The organism is Sphingobacterium multivorum (genome assembly GCF_039511225.1).
Lineage (GTDB): Bacteria > Bacteroidota > Bacteroidia > Sphingobacteriales > Sphingobacteriaceae > Sphingobacterium.
This window is the reverse complement of the sequence record NZ_CP154261.1, coordinates 4,200,024-4,216,116: the sequence shown is the minus strand read 5'-3', so window position 1 is coordinate 4,216,116 and position 16,093 is coordinate 4,200,024. Positions and strand designations below refer to the sequence as shown.

Below are 16,093 nucleotides of genomic sequence, written 5' to 3'. Positions count from 1 at the left end.
GTGGCGCATATTTTGTTATTTTATCAGAAAACTGTTTTTTTAGATTATTCTATGAAAGTTATTAAAAAGATGGTGCTGTTTTCGGGGTTTATAGCAGTTTCCGCATGTAGTGATAAGGTCGAAGATAGTGTCGTGGATTGTTTCGGTCAATCCATTCTGGTTGATGTGGTTCATAAAACTTCAGAGTCAAATGTATCAAAGATTGATTTCAACATCACTTATGCAGGCAAGCAGACAATTGACAATGCTGTTCGTTGGGATTTTGGTGATGGAACGGTGCAAGATTTTACAGGACGGGATGCGAGTCATACCTACACAAAATCGGGGACGTATACAGCCATTGCCAAGGTAAGATTGAACAACGGACATTGCTCTTTTGATATTAAAGAAACAGTAACAATAAAATAGAGTTTTAAGCTAGGCTCACCCTATAATTATACCTTGTTATGAAAAAGAAATATTTTTTTACGATACTCTTACTGAGTATGTCTTGTTCGATAATCGCCCAAGAGTACAAAAAAGTAAATACAGGTTGCAGTATGGCATCCACCTATGCTGAAATGGCGTTTATAAGCTTTAAAAAAGCTTATCAGGCTGGATCACTGGACGATGCCAGGGTTTCGCTTAAGGACGCTGTGGGCAAAGCAAAGGAAGCTTCCGCGTATAGTTTAATTCCGGATTGCAACTGTGCTAATGCCAAAAATTACTCACTTAATGCCGTGACCTTTGGTAATAAGGCTTTAAAAGCAGCAGATTTTGAGAGTTTGAAAAAGTGGGCCAAGAAAGCGATGGATATGTCGCTCGATGTGATGACAGCCATACCCAATTGTAAATAAATCGGGAACACGTTGCCACAAAATTGGTATATTTGGATTGGCCACTTCTGGGAAATAAAACGGCGTGACATGTGCAGGCAAAGACTGGTAGATGGTATACAAAGTATATGCATATTAGGGAATAGTTTTTGTAAAGGCTGGGGAAATGTCGACCCGGTCTTTTTTGGGGGGGAAATCAACGATTGGCCAAAACAAGTGAGACTTGTTTTAAGGTAAATTTTTTAATTAGCACGCGATTGTTTAGCTTTGATATTCCATTAGTCATTATTATTATAAATTTATTACCTGAAAATTGTGCAAAGCCAAACTATTATTACTTTACTTATTGTTGGAATAATCATCAGTAAAACGCTGATAGGCGTACTTATCTACTTTTTAATCCGAAAGAACCGTTTGCTAAAGGTCGAGCAACTCAAATTGACGACTGCCAATAGTATCCTCAGTGAACAGGCAATTCGTATTCACCATTATAATGAGGAGTTAAAAATTGCCGAGAGTTTCAAGACTAAAGTACTGTCGATTGCCTCGCATGATCTCAGAGCACCATTTGCATCGGTCGAAATTTTATTGGGGATTGAAGATATTTCCCTAGTCGATAAGGAAGATCTTAAACTCATCTTTTTAAATTTAAAAGGACAAGTGGCCAGATCACGTACGATGTTGGAAGAGGTATTGCTATGGACTGAATCACAACTTCGGGATAAGCTTGAAAATACCGAGAATTGTAATATTTGCGATCAAATTAACGCGGTATTAGGCATCTATACCCTAGAAATCCAGCGATTCAATATACAGATCATAAATTCAGTGAGCCAGGATTTTTGGGTGGATACCCATAAGGGAATCTTTGCTTTTGTACTTAGAAATGTGATCAGCAATGCCATTAAATATGGAAGAGTCGGCGGTAATATTACGCTGCAATTGATCGATGAACAGAGCGATCGATGGGAACTTATTGTCAGCAATGATGGGGAGGAACTTTCATCGGAAGTCCTGCATAATTTAAATTTTGTCAATAGTTGGGATCGTAGAAGATCTGAAAACAAAAATGGTGCGGGATTGGGTATCTCACTCTGTAAGGATTTGATCAAACGGATTGATGGAACTATGCAGTACGAAAATCAGCATGGTATTGGGGTTACTGTCCGTATCTCGTTTCCACGGAAAGTTTATCAGGCTGTCTCTTGATAACATAGGCCTGCTTTAAGGGAACTCTTTGAATTGTCTTAATACGTTGTACTTCATGTTAATAAGTTCAATAATGTGTATAAGTTCAACGTTGAGGTAAAGCCGTCAACTTGATTCATGAACATGCTTGGATCGGTTATACCACATCTAATGCCTAAAAATTATTGCATTAAATCATTAAGGCGCTCAATTTAATGGATGCCTTTTGTTTGTTCTGTATATTGAACTTGATTTCTGTATGCCTTTTTGGAGTGCCTTATTAGGATAAATTCGCATTTTAATTCTTAGCAGCTTCCAGCATAAACAGCCCTTCGGTTTCGAAAGGGAGGTCAGGAATACGATTTTGGGCATCCATATCGACATCTCTCTTTGTCTGAATGAAAAAGCCATCGATACTAGCACCATGAAAATTAACTCTATCAAGGCATAGGATAGCTATAAGTAGTAGTAGTTGATTGCGCGGATAGGCAATCGGTAAATTGGTTGGAAAGCGAATTTTAGCTATTGCTTGACTGTTTTAAGTTCATCAATCGTTCGATTGTATCGATCATAAATTACTTTTTCAAATTCAAAACTTGGGTTTGGTTTCCAGTATTCTTCAATCTGAATCGTATTTTTCCTTAAGGTGGTCTTTGAGCTCAGTAGTGTACCTTTTCCATGGACTTCGTTTATGTCAACAGGGTTGATGGAGGAAAAATGTTTTTCTAGCATTTTCGGGATTTCGCGAAAATTGATGCAATTTTCGTAAATAACGACCTTTTTACTTGTTTTAATCAAGGGTAGGAGAACTTTCGCTAACCATCCTGGCTTTTCTGACGCGATTTGAAATGCCGGTTGTGTCAGATAAAAGCTGAACTGCGCCTGGTCGTCGCTGTGGTAGTTGCTGTAGATAATGGTCTCGATAATTTCCCAGGAGATAAATTGGGTTATTTTTAGCAAGGGGATTTGATAGGATATGCCTTTATGATCGGATCTTACACTTTCCTGTTGGGCAATCTGTTGTGTTATGGTTTTCTCGGATACTCGAAATCCAAGGGTCATACCGTATAGGATAATACCGGGGAATAGTATGAAAAGTACAGAAACGACATAAGCTCCCACAACTTTGCTGCCATTAACCATCATCAATATAGTCAAAGCTATTCCGATACAGATAAACAGCCCAAGTAATAATTTAATGACTAAGAGAGGGTTAAACTTCATTTGCTCAAAGCGCATGATTTTTAGTTAAATGTACTAAAACTTCTTGATGTTTTAGAAAAAATTTGAGCGTTTTGAAAAGAGGCAGTTCGTTGTTGGTATGTCAATAATTAGTATATTTGCTGCACTAGCGATACATGAAAGCGAAACAATTGATATGGATTCTACTGCCGCTGATGCTCCTGCAGAGCTTCTCGTCGGTATGGCTATGGACTGTTTTTGAATTTAACAGAGATTATATCGCTAAGAATGAATGTATCAATCGATTCAATGAAAAGGCACTTTCCTGTAGAGGACAATGTATTTTGATGAAAAAAATGCGTGAACATGAGGAGAAGGAACAAAAGAACCTGGAATCTCGTATAATCGATCTTGTATTTATCAATAATCAGCAATGTTTTAACCTTGATATCACTTTTTTTGAAGAAGCAGCGGCAGAAACCCTACTTCCGGAATATCAGGCAAACTATGCTTATAGACCAATCTTTACTATTTTTCACCCACCCTTGGCTTAAATCATTTTGCTTTTCGTACGGGCTGTCGGCATATTGACTGATGGCAGGTACTGTCTATTTTCAAAAGATTTAAATCAATACATATGAATTTATATTCCCGTGTCGGGACTGTCGGGGGCGTAATCTTACTGCTACTCGCATTTTCAGTTGCTTTTTCAACATCATCCTGTACCGCCGATCATTCAAAAAAGAACGGTAAGAATGCTACAGATTTTATACTGCCTAAGGAATCCGATCTGGTCCGTATAGCGGATACTGTTTGGGCTGTTACCAATTATACCGTATATGCGGATGCCAAACTCAACAATAAATATCATACCATTTATCTGCGTTTAAGAGATACCTCGGGAATTCCGATCAATGACAAATCCCTTGATTTCTATCCAGAAATGAGTATGGGACGTATGAAGCATAGAGGCCCCTTTGAGCATCCCGTCGCGCTCGGCGAAGGCTGGTATAGAGGCCCAATGGTTTTTATTATGGCGGATATCCCGCAGATGGGAAAGGGGTGGCAATTACATACGATACGTAGTCATAATCGCATAAAAGATACACTTGCCATCAAGATTCCGGTTACTGCAGCAGCAACCATGCGAACAATGAGCTCTGGAACCAGAGACGATAGCCGCGTATTTATTTCCTGCCTATTGCCTGATAGCGTAAAGCAGGGAAAGCATCGGATTCGATTTCTATTGAATAAAATGGATGGTCATCATTTCCCGGTATTAGATCATTATGTGATTAAACTAAAAACCAATAGGCTTTCTATGGGGCAGGGGCCTTCGGAAAATTTTGCTGCTGAAAGTACAGGTAATGGTTACTATGAAGGCACTGTCAATTTTTCTATGCCTGGTCGTTGGGAAGTCATTGTCGAACTATGGAAAGCGGGCAAAAAATCAAATCAGGATGATATAAAATATCTAGTGCAGGTCACTTAATACAAACAGAATTTATTTTACCAATATACTTAAACAATAAAAATGAAAAAGAGAATCAACGTAATCCTAGGCTGTTTCGGTTTTGTAGCTATACTGGCGTGTAGCGGAAATGAGGCGACAAAAGTCAAGAAGGAAAATAGTGCTCAGCAACCTTCCGCAGCTGAGTCTGGGACCATGCTCGATTATAAAACCGAGGGGCCCAAAGGTATAGGGATCATTACATCTTTCGAACACAAATCGTTTGATGCGCAGCTTGCAAATAGGGGCGTAGAACTATTTGTGTCGAAATGTGCAATGTGCCATAGTTTTGATCGTACATTGGTAGGTCCATCGTTGGACGCTGTCATCAAACGTCGTACGCCTGAGTGGATTATGAACATGATGCTAGATCCGGCAACCATGCTGGAGAAAGATGCCGACGCGAAAGCACTTAGTAAGGAATATGCTTCGCCAATGATTAGTTTGGGCTTGAAGCAAGAAGAGGCACGTGCCATTTTAGAATATTTGCGCGAACGTAATAGCACCACAAAATAGATAGGATCAATGAAATCTCTATGCAGTAGATGGTGGTTTTGTATGATAATGGCCTGGGCGATATGTTTGCAGGCAACCAATCTCCTGTGGACATTTCTTGAATTTGAATGCAATCGTGCGTATATCGAACAAAATCTCTGTGTCAATCGTTTTGAACCCGCAGCGACTTGTAAAGGTTTTTGTTACGTCAGTGAAAAAACGGTTGAACAAAAGGATGTGAACGATACACTTGCTAAGATGAAAGGGATGGAAATATTGGTCTTTGTACAGCAAATTAGAGAAATCTTGCTGTGCTCTCCCGTGTGTGCTGCTATAAATATTGTGTATCCAAAGGCTTTTGACTCCGATACGTGCAGGGGTATAATGCCTAAAATTTTAAGACCGCCGATTGTTTGATTATTCTACACATATTTTTTTACAGAATAATCATAAAGAAATGGTCATACGAAAAGAGAAATTAGATTTTCTAAATTTAGAAGATATTGATCCCACTTCGCAGGGAATCGTTATTATGCCTATAGCAGATTTTTTGCAAGCTAAGGCTAATCAGAATACGTTGCATATACGTTCGTTTTACAGCCTTTTGTTCGTTAACAGCGGCGAATTGTCCATGGTAGCAGATCAACGTTTACATATTGTGAGGAGTCATGATATCATCAGTATCAATTCAAATTGCGTTTGCAGTTTTCAACCATGTTCATCTATAGAGGGGTACAGTATATTATTTAATGAATCTTTTTTTAGGGAAAAGTATAGTATGGAAGTAATGAACTACACTCATTTTTTGAAGAGTAGGTATATGCACGAGATTACATTATCAAAAGAAGATACGATTGGTTTCCTACAAATAGTGCGCTTGATGGAGACCGCATACAATTCCTTTAAATTGAGTGCTAACAGTGTCTTGAGACGCTACTTAACTACGCTGTTCCAAATTCTAGGCAGGCATATGATGGTGGATCAAGGGGGGATGACATGGGATGAAGTCGACTATAAGGTCCGGAGTTTTGAATCTTTGGTTGATAGTCATTATGCGCAGCAGCGTTATCCTTCATTTTACGCGGAGCAATTGAATATATCGATCAACTATCTTAATCGAATTTGTAGGAAAAAGAGATCCACGAGCTGCGGTATGATCATCCGTGGACGCATTTTGTTGGAGGCAGAGCGCTTACTTTACCATACTTTTAAAACGGTAAAAGAAATTGCCTTTGAGCTCGGTTTCGAAAATGTCCCATATTTCAGTACATTTTTTAAAGTAAATAAAGGAATAAGTCCCGAAGAGTTTAGGAAAAATTGCTAGTTTAAATACCACTAAAGGCCTTTTTCATATATTTGAAAAAGGCTTTACTTTTCAATATTATAGCTGTCTTTAGCCAGATTTTGGCAACAGCTTATTTGAATTCAAAGGCTTGATCTTTCCTCTTACTTTTATTGATCCACTTCTATTTTTTCTTGTCCGATTTTTTCTGACCTTCAACAGGTAAATCCAATATAGCCATTAGTAATAGATAATAACCTTTTTCCAATCCCATTTTTTTTGCTTTTTGGTGTATCGTATCCATATCTTTAGTCAATTGTTGTTTAAATTTTATTTTGCGATTTGGATAAGCATAATCAAATGCTGTACCCAAAAATTTCCCTTGGCTCGCTAACCGTATTTTTAGTGTGTAAATAACGTAGAGGTTTCATTTTGTGACAAAAAAATACGGACTGCTCAGGTATTTAATGCAGTAAAAATAGCGGATGCATCAGCAGTAAGATGTAAAAAATACATGAACGTCTTTGCTGTAAAACATTTTCCACGCCAGCATTGTCATACTTCCGATTAATAATTAAAACAGGTATTTATGAAAAAGTTAATTCCATTTGCACTCATGTCGAGTTTATTGGTACTCGTGTCGAGCTGTGCAGCAATTGAAGGTATATTTAAAGCAGGTGTATGGTCGGGCATCCTATTGGTTGTTGTCGTAGTCGCTATTGTCATTTGGTTGGTGAGCAAGTTGTTTGGTGGATCAAAATGATTATAGGAACAGGATTTTCGCAACTTAGGGACTTATCTTTTTTCAACCAGATATTTCCAATAGCGTTTTGGAACATGTCTTAAGTGAAGCTTCAGGTTTTTGCGTGATTCAATAGAGGTACTTTTAAAATAAGTCTTCCAGAGATGTTGATAATCTTTTTCTTGAGGATCGAGATCCACTTCTAGCTGATATGGATCTTGAACCTCGTATGTATTGTTATTGGATACCTCTAAGATATTTTTGCCATCATAATGGAAGCCATAGTTTCGCCGTATATCATAAATTAACCAGCACTGGTCCGCGAATCGGTTTTTAAAGAAGTCTACAACCAGGGGAATCACATTGAAATCGGGTTCAACGATGGCTGTGTAGAGATTATCGTTAGACCGGACAAATCGGATAAAAGCCTTCATGCGGTGTCGTTCGCGGTTGATCTTTTTGACCATCTGATGGATACGGAGTATAGGTGGGTATCCATAATTGCGTATATCCAATTTTCCCCTTTGAAAAAGTTCAACAATCAGTTGAAATCCATTGAACCATTCAGATTGATTATCGGACAAAAAATTATGATAAAAGATTTTTGTTTCTTGTGCTCCAAGTATCTTTTCCATTCCCACTAAAATGCGCATGGCTTTTTTTACATCAGTATGTACTTGTCGCTTTTGCGAAAAAATATTAATTGCCATAGATTTTTCTGTTGTGGGAATGCTATCAAATTCTTTCCGTTCAAAAGCTTCAAATATACAACAGAGGTAACCGGAATAACTTCCGTCAAAAATATAGTCCATCAGAAAAGTGTTAGCTGTGTATTGGAAGCCGTGGCTTGTGTACGAGGATTACTTTCAAGAATAGACTTTCTGATGTTTTCAGGATAGTGGAAGCCCCCAGCGATGAGTGTATCCTGACAAACCATAAAATATTTGGCGCGATTATAGGCAATTCCTATTTTTCGAAGCTGATATTCCTTTAGTTTTCCATATTTGCGCGACTGTATAATTTTTTTGGCGGATTGCCTGCCAATACCCGGTATTCGTATAATCCACTCATAAGTAGCGCTGTTGATGTCGATGGGAAAGAATTGCGGGTTGCGTAGCGCCCAAGCAAGTTTTGGGTCTATTTCCAGATCGAGTTGTTGATGCGTACTGTTGAGTATTTCATGAAGCGAAAAACCATAAAACCGAAGAAGCCAATCTGTTTGATAAAGTCTGTTTTCACGCGCAAGCGGTGGTGATGTTCCGATTTGGGGAAGATTGGAATCGGTAGCATTAATGGGAATATAACCCGAATAATACACCCGCTTGAGATTGTAATCTTTATAGAATGTATTGGCCGCCTGCATAATTTGTAGGTCGCTTTCTGGTGTGGCTCCAATAACGAGCTGCGTACTTTGGCCTGCCGGTACAAATAAGGGGGCTTTCTTGTCTTTTTTTCGATCCTGACGAAGGTTGAGAATTTCATTTTTAATAATCGCCAGAGGCTCGCGAACGGACTGATGATCTTTTTCGGGAGCAACTAGTTTAAGTCCCTCTTCAGTGGGAATTTCGAGGTTCACGCTCATCCGGTCAACATATAGACCAGCTTCTTTTAATAACGATTCACTCGCACCGGGAATGGCTTTGAGATGGATATAACCATGAAAACGTTCTTCCGTTCGAAGTTTTTTAACAACTAACATTAAGCGTTCCATCGTGTAGTCTGCGGATTTGAAGATACCCGAACTTAAAAAAAGACCTTCAATGTAATTACGACGGTAGAAGTTCATGGTTAATTCGACGACTTCCTTCACTGAAAATGCTGCCCTTTGGACGTCGTTGCTTCGTCGGCTAACACAAAAGGAACAGTCGTAGATGCAATAATTGGTCATTAAAATTTTTAGCAGAGAAACACAGCGGCCATCTTCGGTGTAGGTGTGACAAATGCCACTAGCCGATGAATCACCTATACCACCACTATTTTTTCGTTTACTTCCGCTTGAGCTGCAACTTACGTCGTATTTAGCGGCGTCAGCTAAGATTCGCAATTTATCATCAAAACCAAACATGATTTATTCTTTAATAGTTGTTGTAAAAATACTAATATTATTAGTAATCTTAGCGCGTAAAATTACCTGATTTGCCTTTTTTATAGTCGCATTTTTCACCCTTAGTGTTCGAAGATTGCCTGAATTTGCTTAAAAAATAAACGATTTGTGATGGGATATTGTTTATGAATAAACTACATATTATGGCAGAGAATAATTTGAATAATAAAGAAGCTTTAGAAAAGCTAAAAGAGATCGTTGATCAAATTGATGTAGGAACGGTCTGTTCGTTCCCATCGAATTCTGACTATCCCCATGGTGTTCCGATGAGCAGACAGGAAGTGGATGCAAATGGCGATATTTGGTACATCTGTTCGGCGGAAAGTGAGACCTTTAAAAATATTTCACAGGATCCCAGAGTTTCCCTGTTTTATGCGGATCCCAAAACCTACACCTTTTTGAGTATAAATGGTTCAGCGAGTCTTTCTCGAGATCAGGAAAGGATAGACCGCTATTGGAACAAAATGATGGAAGGATGGTTTAAGAAAGGAAAAGAGGACCCCAATATTCAGTTGCTGCAGATCACACCTGACGAAGCACATTATTGGGATTCAAACTCCAATATGGTCGTCAACTTGTTTAAGATGTTGAAAGCGGCTGTAACCGGTAGTACACAAGATATAGGTAAAGAAGGAGATCTACATATTTAAAATAAACGGTGTCTTTAATTTCAACACAATAATTAACAGCAATAAAGAGGTCCTCTTTTCGAAAGTGAGGACCTTTTTTGTTGAAGAAATTTGTTACGCATTTCCCTTTATCACACGTAAAAGTACTGCAATGATAGCTATCACCAAAAGAATATGGATTAGCCCGCCGCCAACAAAGCCCCCAAAGAAACTGATTGCCCATATCAGTACCAAAATAACAGCGATAGTATATAATAGATTTCCCATAGCAATGAATATATATGTTTATTGAATAACAATATTTAGCCAAAGATGGTTTACTGTTTTTTAAGTTTTTTCGCTGATTGGTCGACTAAGGATACTGTTCATTTTTTGCTCTTTTTTCCACTTACGGATTCTTCCGACCGCATTTTGATATGGTGAAGCGGTGTTCAACTGAATCATTCTGCCTAAAGTCCATTTTTCATACCATGGTACACCATAAAGCTGCATGTTGCTTTTTTGCACTATGAGTTCCTCAATTGCTAAAACAGTTTGATCTAGTTTAGTACACAATGTCGTAAAATTAATGTCGGCATAATCCTGATAAAATTTTTGAGCCAGTTTGCCGAGCTCGTTCCATTTAAAAGCGGTCTCCGGAAAATCAACCTGTTTGTGATCTTCACTTTTCTTATTCCATTTGAGCACCAGCTCCCCCCAGCCAATTAAATAGGAAATTAGGTTATTTATACTCATTGACGTTCCTCTAGTATGCCCCGGAAGTGTAAGAAGATTAGTCTGATCGATAGGAATATCGGAAAGTTCGGACACAAGCTTGCTGTAATTTGTACGAATCGCTTGAAGAAGTTCGTCTTTTGTGGTTGGTATAGCCATGGTATAAATGTGAATAAAGCATAAGATACAGATAATTAAGTAAAATTGATTAGCTCTGGATGGTGTTATACGGCAGAACGAATGGGAAAGCTATTCAATATGCTATTTTTGACAAAACCCTTTGTTTTAGTCTGATAGCTTTTTTTGAATATATTATTGGAATTGAAAAAACGGATAACCTAAGATTGTAAAAAATTTGGTTATATGTATATTTTTTGATAAAATTTATTGTTTTTTTATAATCGTGTTGTGTTTTGTTCTGTTTATAACGAATATTGTTGTAAGCATTTAGGCAGCATATTTTTTAGGGGAAATACTGCAAGAGGTATGCTGCCGATGAAATAATAAACTGAAAAATTGATACAAAGATGAAAAAGATTTTATTGTTAGTAACTGTGGTTATGTTCGCTGTTACGGGGACTTTCGCTCAGATTCATAAACCTGTTAAGTGGACTGTGGCCAGCAAAAAATTGAACAACAAAGAAGCTATGGTCTATGTGAAGGCTACTATTCAAAATGGTTGGCATATTTACTCCCAAAATGTAAAAGATGGTGGCCCAATTCCAACATCTTTCAATTTTGGTAAAGCAGCTGACTATGCTTTGCTCGGTAAGACGGCTGAACCAAAACCGAAGATCAAACACGAAGAGGTTTTCAAAATGGACGTGGGATACTTCACCAATGAAGTGATCTTTCAGCAAAAAGTTTCGCTCACTAAAGGAACAGCAACAGTAAAAGGTACTGTGGAATGGCAAGCATGTGACGCTTCACAATGTCTTCCTCCAGATGAATATGCTTTTGCTGTAACGATCAAATAGGGTAATAAATAGCAGCAATTAACCATCTAAAGTAATTTAGCGCCTAGGATAATTGATAGAAAAAGGAAAATTAAGGATAAAAGGTTAGGTTTGATTACCTGGCCTTTTTTGTTTAAAGGAGCCTTTTGGTATAAAAAATCAGCCCTTTGGTATAATATGTTAAATCTATTTTTTACGGAATTTTAGCTTTGTTTAAATGGATTACACATACTTACTTGAAAAGACAAATTATCGGAAAACAATTGTTTGTGTGAAGTAACGATGTGGTGTATTGTAATAATGATAAAAATAAATCGATTAAAATTGAAGTATTGTCCGCTAGTTTGTTTTTTGATCATGGTATTGTTTGGCTTCAATACGCTTTGTTACGGACAAATGGGGTTTGGACTTCGGGTGGGAGGTAATATTTCACGTGCAAATGGAAATGCATTTGGCGCCAATAGAATGGGATATCAATTGGGAGCAGATTTGATTTTTGGACTTAATAGCAAGATGGATATTCAATTTGAACCTAGTTACAACTTAACTCGAATACGTGTCAACGACAATACCGCTTCTCTTTCCGGAGGTTTGTCCAAGGGAACCCGCTCGCTGAAATATCTCAACACGCCGGCATACCTTAAGGTTAATTTTACGAGAAAATTTTCAATCTTAGGCGGCCTAGACTTGAATATGTTGCTCAACGACGATACGTATAAACTCAACGACGGAACACCCGCGTTCAACAGTCGTACACGGATAGGATACGCATTGGGCATAGATCTTGGTGCGCTGTATTTTAGATATCGACAGTTCAAAAAGAATAATAAAATTGTAGACAACTGGGATGCACATATTGACCAGTACCAACTGGGATTTAAAATGCGTTTGTTTTAAGCGAATAGGTCCACTGGTAGACAACCTTTACAGACTTTCCTGTGCTGTAAGTTGAGCCGCTCTGATTTTGCTACATCAGGCGGCTTTAATTTTTTATTAATTCACCATTTGTTGTTTGGATGTTTATTGCCGTATATAAAGGATATTTCAATATCTTGCAAGGACAAACCAGTATTTCCTTCCGTTAGATTTGGACGGCAATAAATTATAAACGAATGGATAGAAAAAGTTTTTTAAAGAAAGCCAGTTTATTTGGACTAGGCTTCCTGGCTACCAAATTTCCAATATGGTCAAATACCCTATTTGCCTGGGATAAACCTATACACAACATTCCAGAGGAAAAAGGTTTCAGTAGACAGTGGCTTGAGGCACTCTATGAAAAGGGAGAGAAGATTAGCTATCGAAAAAGTAAAAATGAGCTTCGGTACATTGGGATGCCCGTAGGGGGCTTACATGCGGGTACCGTCTATATAGGAGGTGATGGTCGACTATGGCTTTGGCAGATATTTAATACAGCTTATGACGGTGAATGTGAGGGGATAGAACCCAAAAATGTGCTGTGGAACAATGGAAGGGAACTCGTTACTGTGCGCCCGAGGGATGGATCAGCTTATATTGAACCTGCTATTGCAGACAATCTTCGAAGTATGGAGCAAGGATTTGCGATTTCAACTGCGGTTAATGGAAAGCAGGTAACCAAAGAACTCCGAGAAAGCCATTGGGATGAGATTGTATTTGAAGCGACATATCCCACCTGTCGAATTACCTATAGCAGCGTAGATTTTCCATTGGATGTGGTGTTGGTTGCCTATTCGCCATTTATTCCTTTGGATCAGGACAACTCCTCATTGCCCCTTACTACCTTACATATCGAGCTACAGAATAAGGTCGATGCGCCAATCGATGTATTTGTGACGGGGTGGATGGAAAATGGTGTTCATAAAGGACGGAATGATTTTGATGTGGTAAAGAAACGCTCTTATCTCGCCGAATATGCTGGTACTCAAGTATTGCTTTTTAGCTGTGATCAGGTTCCCGATCAAGCCATGCAAGCAGGCGACCACGGAACAATGGCTTTTACCTGTACGGATAAGGAAGCACAGCCGACGACAAGGCTACAAGATTGGCCTGTAAAACCTCAGGCGATTGAGGCTGATAGGAATAATTCAACGGTGGATTTTTCTGCTATGCAAGTAGGGGCTTTTACGGTGTTACGGACAATAAGGGCAAAAGCAACGAGCCAAATTTCTTATGCTATAGCTTGGTATTTTAATAACCCCCATCCTAAACTGAAACATCATTTAAAGGATGCGCAATCGGGGTATTGGTACGGTGCCAAGTTTAGCGATGCCGGGGGGGTAATAAATTATTATTTGGTCAATCGCGAAAAGCTTGAGCGTGAAACCATGGCCTGGCAGCAAACTTGGAATGATACGACACTGCCATACTGGTTTATGGATCGCACTTTTGTCACAATAGGAACATTGGCCACAGCAAACACCATGCGTTTTGCTTCAGGAAGATTCTGGGGCTGGGAGGGAGTAGGAGCATGTGCTGGTACTTGTACCCACGTTTGGCAATATGGACAATCTATGGGCAGGATATTTCCGGATCTTGAACGTAATTTACGTGAAGTAACAGATCTGGGCGTAGGTTTTCAAGCTGATACCGGTGCCATTATCTTTCGTGCTGAATATGAAAAAAGACCAGCTATCGATGGGCAGGCTGGTGTGATTCTACGGTTTTATCGCGATCATCAGATGAGTAGTGATAGCGAATTCCTGAAAAGAAACTGGCCTAAGCTTAAGAAGGCGGTTCAATTTGTCCTTAATCAGGATAAAAACGGTGATGGGATGACTGATACACCAATGGAAAATACACTGGATGCGGTCTGGGAAGGTGAAATCGCCTGGATTGTCGGATTGTGTCTCGCTGCAGTACAAGCCGCCGCATTGATGGCACAGGAAGTCGGCGATAAAAAGTTTCAAAAATTGTGTTTGGAATACGTGCGCAAAGGATCTGAAAATATGGATAGCAAGCTCTTCAACGGGGAGTATTATATTCATCGTCCCGATATGTTGCAAGGGCGGAAGATGTTGGGATCCTATAATACTTGTCATATTGATCAGGTCTATGGACAGGCTTGGTGCGCCCAGGTGGATATGCCACGGATAAGTAGTCGGGAGAAAGTCATATCTGCCTTGAAAGCACTCTGGAAATATAACTTCACCATGGATGTAGGGCCTTATATAAAAACACATCTTGGTGGAAGACCATATGCCTTAGCAGGGGAGGGTGGGATGGTTATGAATACCAACCCTAAGAATGAAGACAAGGCTTACGGTGATAATACAACATGGCAACTAGGTTATTTTCATGAGTGCATGAGCGGGTTTGAACATCAGGTCGCTGCACATATGATGGCAGAAGGCATGGTTGATGAAAGTTTGGCATTGACAAGGGCGATCCACGATCGTCATCATGCGGCCAAGAGAAATCCTTTTAACGAAATTGAATGCAGCGATCATTACGCACGGGCAATGGCGAGTTATGGAACCTTTATCAGCGCCTGTGGTTTCAGTTATCACGGCCCCAAAGGACAGATCGGTTTTGCACCTAAGTTCGGAAGATCCGATTTTAAAGCACCTTTCACAACAGCAAGAGGATGGGGAACCTATTCCCAAAAGCGAAAAACGAATAGCGACTGTACATGTACATTAACCTTGAAGTATGGTCAGTTGACACTCAAGGAATTTCATATCGGTGATGCAGATGGATTATCGATTGATAAGACTAATGTTATTGTAAACCAAAATGATACGTCGATCAGGTTGGTTGGATTGAGGCGTTTGGACGGACGTTTGATCCTCAATTTTAGGGACCAAGTTACACTAAAAATCGGAGATATACTAACAATACAATGGTTATGAAAAAATGGATAAATAATTTGCTTTTTACCATGATGTTTGCCGTAATGGCGGGATGCAACTCATCGCCACGTCATTTGGGTGACCCACCATCAAAACCAGATTGGCAAGATCTATTTACGCAACAATTACCTTTGCTGGGACACCGTAACTGGATATTGATTGTGGATAAGGCTTATCCTATTCCTGCAAACAAAAGTATGCTGATAATCAATACGGAAAGAAATATGCCTGAAGTATTGAATACGGTTGTGGGGCTACTCGATACGCAAACGCATGTAAGGCCTATTTTTTATGAAGACAATGAGCTTGGTTATTTGGATGAAAGCATCGCTCCGGGCTTGAAAGCACATCAGGAAAGTCTAAAGAAGTTACTTCCGAAGACAAAATTAATCCCATTGATGCACGAAGCGGTGTTTGCGAAAATGGATAAAGCCGCGCAGCTTTTCGGCGTTGTTATACTGAAGACAGAATCAACAATACCTTACAGTTCCCTGTTTATCGAACTAGACTGCAAATATTGGGATGATGATCGTGAACGCATGTTACGGCAAAGAATAGCTGATCATGTTAAATGAGTCTTCATTATTCATGAGTTTTTAAGAGAGTTATGAAGCTTGTTGGTTTTGCGTACACTTTTATTAAGCAACAA

The 16,093-nt window shown here is 39.1% G+C and carries 18 protein-coding genes; 13 read left to right on the top strand and 5 right to left on the bottom strand.

What is annotated here, in order from left to right; all coding sequences use genetic code 11:
- The first annotated feature begins 51 nt into the window (after positions 1–51).
- The 3 genes from AAH582_RS17570 (at position 52) to AAH582_RS17560 (ending at position 2,024) form a co-directional block, all read left to right on the top strand.
- Positions 52–408, top strand: coding sequence for a PKD domain-containing protein (locus tag AAH582_RS17570; protein ID WP_343319153.1), 357 nt, complete (start codon positions 52–54; stop codon positions 406–408).
- A 38-nt stretch (positions 409–446) separates the two neighbouring features.
- The gene (locus AAH582_RS17565; RefSeq protein ID WP_231585308.1) at positions 447–836 is read left to right on the top strand and encodes a hypothetical protein; all 390 of its coding nucleotides are present in this window, start codon (positions 447–449) and stop codon (positions 834–836) included.
- 294 nt (positions 837–1,130) lie between these two features.
- Positions 1,131–2,024 (top strand): sensor histidine kinase, encoded by an 894-nt coding sequence (locus AAH582_RS17560; RefSeq protein ID WP_046675282.1) that lies wholly within the window; start codon positions 1,131–1,133, stop codon positions 2,022–2,024.
- A gap of 501 nt (positions 2,025–2,525) precedes the next feature.
- On the opposite strand, the gene AAH582_RS17555 is transcribed toward AAH582_RS17560, so the two are convergent.
- On the bottom strand, positions 2,526–3,242 hold the full coding sequence (locus AAH582_RS17555; RefSeq protein WP_156167708.1) for a hypothetical protein: 717 nt from the start codon (positions 3,240–3,242) through the stop codon (positions 2,526–2,528).
- Between the two features lie 119 nt (positions 3,243–3,361).
- Here AAH582_RS17555 and AAH582_RS17550 point away from each other — a divergent pair, with 119 nt between their 5' ends.
- The 5 genes from AAH582_RS17550 to AAH582_RS17530 all read left to right on the top strand — a co-directional run bounded on the left by AAH582_RS17550 (position 3,362) and on the right by AAH582_RS17530 (position 7,235).
- Entirely contained in the window at positions 3,362–3,739 is a 378-nt protein-coding gene (locus AAH582_RS17550; RefSeq protein ID WP_053003833.1) for a hypothetical protein, read from the top strand.
- An 83-nt stretch (positions 3,740–3,822) separates the two neighbouring features.
- Positions 3,823–4,677 (top strand): FixH family protein, encoded by an 855-nt coding sequence (locus AAH582_RS17545; protein ID WP_343319149.1) that lies wholly within the window; start codon positions 3,823–3,825, stop codon positions 4,675–4,677.
- 42 nt (positions 4,678–4,719) lie between these two features.
- Entirely contained in the window at positions 4,720–5,211 is a 492-nt protein-coding gene (locus AAH582_RS17540; protein WP_046675284.1) for a c-type cytochrome, read from the top strand.
- Between the two features lie 436 nt (positions 5,212–5,647).
- Positions 5,648–6,514, top strand: a complete 867-nt coding sequence (locus AAH582_RS17535; RefSeq protein ID WP_343319147.1) for a helix-turn-helix domain-containing protein — start codon at positions 5,648–5,650, stop codon at positions 6,512–6,514.
- A 547-nt stretch (positions 6,515–7,061) separates the two neighbouring features.
- Positions 7,062–7,235, top strand: coding sequence for a hypothetical protein (locus tag AAH582_RS17530; RefSeq protein ID WP_197084106.1), 174 nt, complete (start codon positions 7,062–7,064; stop codon positions 7,233–7,235).
- Positions 7,236–7,267: 32 nt separating this feature from the next.
- Here AAH582_RS17530 and AAH582_RS17525 read toward each other — a convergent pair whose 3' ends face one another.
- Together AAH582_RS17525 and AAH582_RS17520 are read right to left on the bottom strand one after the other, a co-directional pair.
- Complete coding sequence (locus tag AAH582_RS17525; protein WP_343319144.1) at positions 7,268–8,026, bottom strand: TIGR03915 family putative DNA repair protein; 759 nt, start codon at positions 8,024–8,026, stop codon at positions 7,268–7,270.
- Positions 8,026–9,279, bottom strand: coding sequence for a putative DNA modification/repair radical SAM protein (locus AAH582_RS17520; RefSeq protein ID WP_343319142.1), 1,254 nt, complete (start codon positions 9,277–9,279; stop codon positions 8,026–8,028). The genes AAH582_RS17525 and AAH582_RS17520 overlap by 1 nt, the downstream gene beginning before the upstream one ends.
- A gap of 182 nt (positions 9,280–9,461) precedes the next feature.
- On the opposite strand from AAH582_RS17520, the gene AAH582_RS17515 reads away from it, so the two are divergent.
- On the top strand, positions 9,462–9,968 hold the full coding sequence (locus tag AAH582_RS17515) for a pyridoxamine 5'-phosphate oxidase family protein (protein WP_046675567.1): 507 nt from the start codon (positions 9,462–9,464) through the stop codon (positions 9,966–9,968).
- Positions 9,969–10,061: 93 nt separating this feature from the next.
- On the opposite strand, the gene AAH582_RS17510 is transcribed toward AAH582_RS17515, so the two are convergent.
- Together AAH582_RS17510 and AAH582_RS17505 are read right to left on the bottom strand one after the other, a co-directional pair.
- Entirely contained in the window at positions 10,062–10,214 is a 153-nt protein-coding gene (locus AAH582_RS17510) for a lmo0937 family membrane protein (protein ID WP_112376008.1), read from the bottom strand.
- 60 nt (positions 10,215–10,274) lie between these two features.
- A complete protein-coding gene (locus AAH582_RS17505) occupies positions 10,275–10,820 on the bottom strand; it encodes a ClbS/DfsB family four-helix bundle protein (protein WP_343319136.1) in 546 nt (181 codons plus the stop codon).
- Positions 10,821–11,188: 368 nt separating this feature from the next.
- Here AAH582_RS17505 and AAH582_RS17500 point away from each other — a divergent pair, with 368 nt between their 5' ends.
- The 4 genes from AAH582_RS17500 to AAH582_RS17485 all read left to right on the top strand — a co-directional run bounded on the left by AAH582_RS17500 (position 11,189) and on the right by AAH582_RS17485 (position 16,019).
- Positions 11,189–11,638 carry a protein-disulfide reductase DsbD domain-containing protein gene (locus AAH582_RS17500; RefSeq protein ID WP_046675290.1) on the top strand — a complete coding sequence of 150 codons (450 nt, stop codon included), beginning with the start codon at positions 11,189–11,191 and terminating at the stop codon, positions 11,636–11,638.
- 279 nt (positions 11,639–11,917) lie between these two features.
- Complete coding sequence (locus AAH582_RS17495; RefSeq protein ID WP_197084107.1) at positions 11,918–12,514, top strand: outer membrane beta-barrel protein; 597 nt, start codon at positions 11,918–11,920, stop codon at positions 12,512–12,514.
- A 215-nt stretch (positions 12,515–12,729) separates the two neighbouring features.
- A complete protein-coding gene (locus tag AAH582_RS17490) occupies positions 12,730–15,444 on the top strand; it encodes a GH116 family glycosyl hydrolase (RefSeq protein WP_343319133.1) in 2,715 nt (904 codons plus the stop codon).
- Complete coding sequence (locus AAH582_RS17485) at positions 15,441–16,019, top strand: RbsD/FucU domain-containing protein (RefSeq protein ID WP_343319132.1); 579 nt, start codon at positions 15,441–15,443, stop codon at positions 16,017–16,019. The genes AAH582_RS17490 and AAH582_RS17485 overlap by 4 nt, the downstream gene beginning before the upstream one ends.
- Positions 16,020–16,093: the final 74 nt, after the last annotated feature.

Coding starts and splice junctions, on each gene's coding strand:
- AAH582_RS17570 (WP_343319153.1), top strand. CDS start 52: ATGAAAGTTATTAAAAAGATGGTGCTGTTTTCGGGGTTTATAGCAGTT.
- AAH582_RS17565 (WP_231585308.1), top strand. CDS start 447: ATGAAAAAGAAATATTTTTTTACGATACTCTTACTGAGTATGTCTTGT.
- AAH582_RS17555 (WP_156167708.1), bottom strand. CDS start 3,242: ATGCGCTTTGAGCAAATGAAGTTTAACCCTCTCTTAGTCATTAAATTA.
- AAH582_RS17550 (WP_053003833.1), top strand. CDS start 3,362: ATGAAAGCGAAACAATTGATATGGATTCTACTGCCGCTGATGCTCCTG.
- AAH582_RS17545 (WP_343319149.1), top strand. CDS start 3,823: ATGAATTTATATTCCCGTGTCGGGACTGTCGGGGGCGTAATCTTACTG.
- AAH582_RS17540 (WP_046675284.1), top strand. CDS start 4,720: ATGAAAAAGAGAATCAACGTAATCCTAGGCTGTTTCGGTTTTGTAGCT.
- AAH582_RS17535 (WP_343319147.1), top strand. CDS start 5,648: ATGGTCATACGAAAAGAGAAATTAGATTTTCTAAATTTAGAAGATATT.
- AAH582_RS17530 (WP_197084106.1), top strand. CDS start 7,062: ATGAAAAAGTTAATTCCATTTGCACTCATGTCGAGTTTATTGGTACTC.
- AAH582_RS17525 (WP_343319144.1), bottom strand. CDS start 8,026: ATGGACTATATTTTTGACGGAAGTTATTCCGGTTACCTCTGTTGTATA.
- AAH582_RS17520 (WP_343319142.1), bottom strand. CDS start 9,279: ATGTTTGGTTTTGATGATAAATTGCGAATCTTAGCTGACGCCGCTAAA.
- AAH582_RS17515 (WP_046675567.1), top strand. CDS start 9,462: ATGGCAGAGAATAATTTGAATAATAAAGAAGCTTTAGAAAAGCTAAAA.
- AAH582_RS17510 (WP_112376008.1), bottom strand. CDS start 10,214: ATGGGAAATCTATTATATACTATCGCTGTTATTTTGGTACTGATATGG.
- AAH582_RS17505 (WP_343319136.1), bottom strand. CDS start 10,820: ATGGCTATACCAACCACAAAAGACGAACTTCTTCAAGCGATTCGTACA.
- AAH582_RS17500 (WP_046675290.1), top strand. CDS start 11,189: ATGAAAAAGATTTTATTGTTAGTAACTGTGGTTATGTTCGCTGTTACG.
- AAH582_RS17495 (WP_197084107.1), top strand. CDS start 11,918: ATGATAAAAATAAATCGATTAAAATTGAAGTATTGTCCGCTAGTTTGT.
- AAH582_RS17490 (WP_343319133.1), top strand. CDS start 12,730: ATGGATAGAAAAAGTTTTTTAAAGAAAGCCAGTTTATTTGGACTAGGC.
- AAH582_RS17485 (WP_343319132.1), top strand. CDS start 15,441: ATGAAAAAATGGATAAATAATTTGCTTTTTACCATGATGTTTGCCGTA.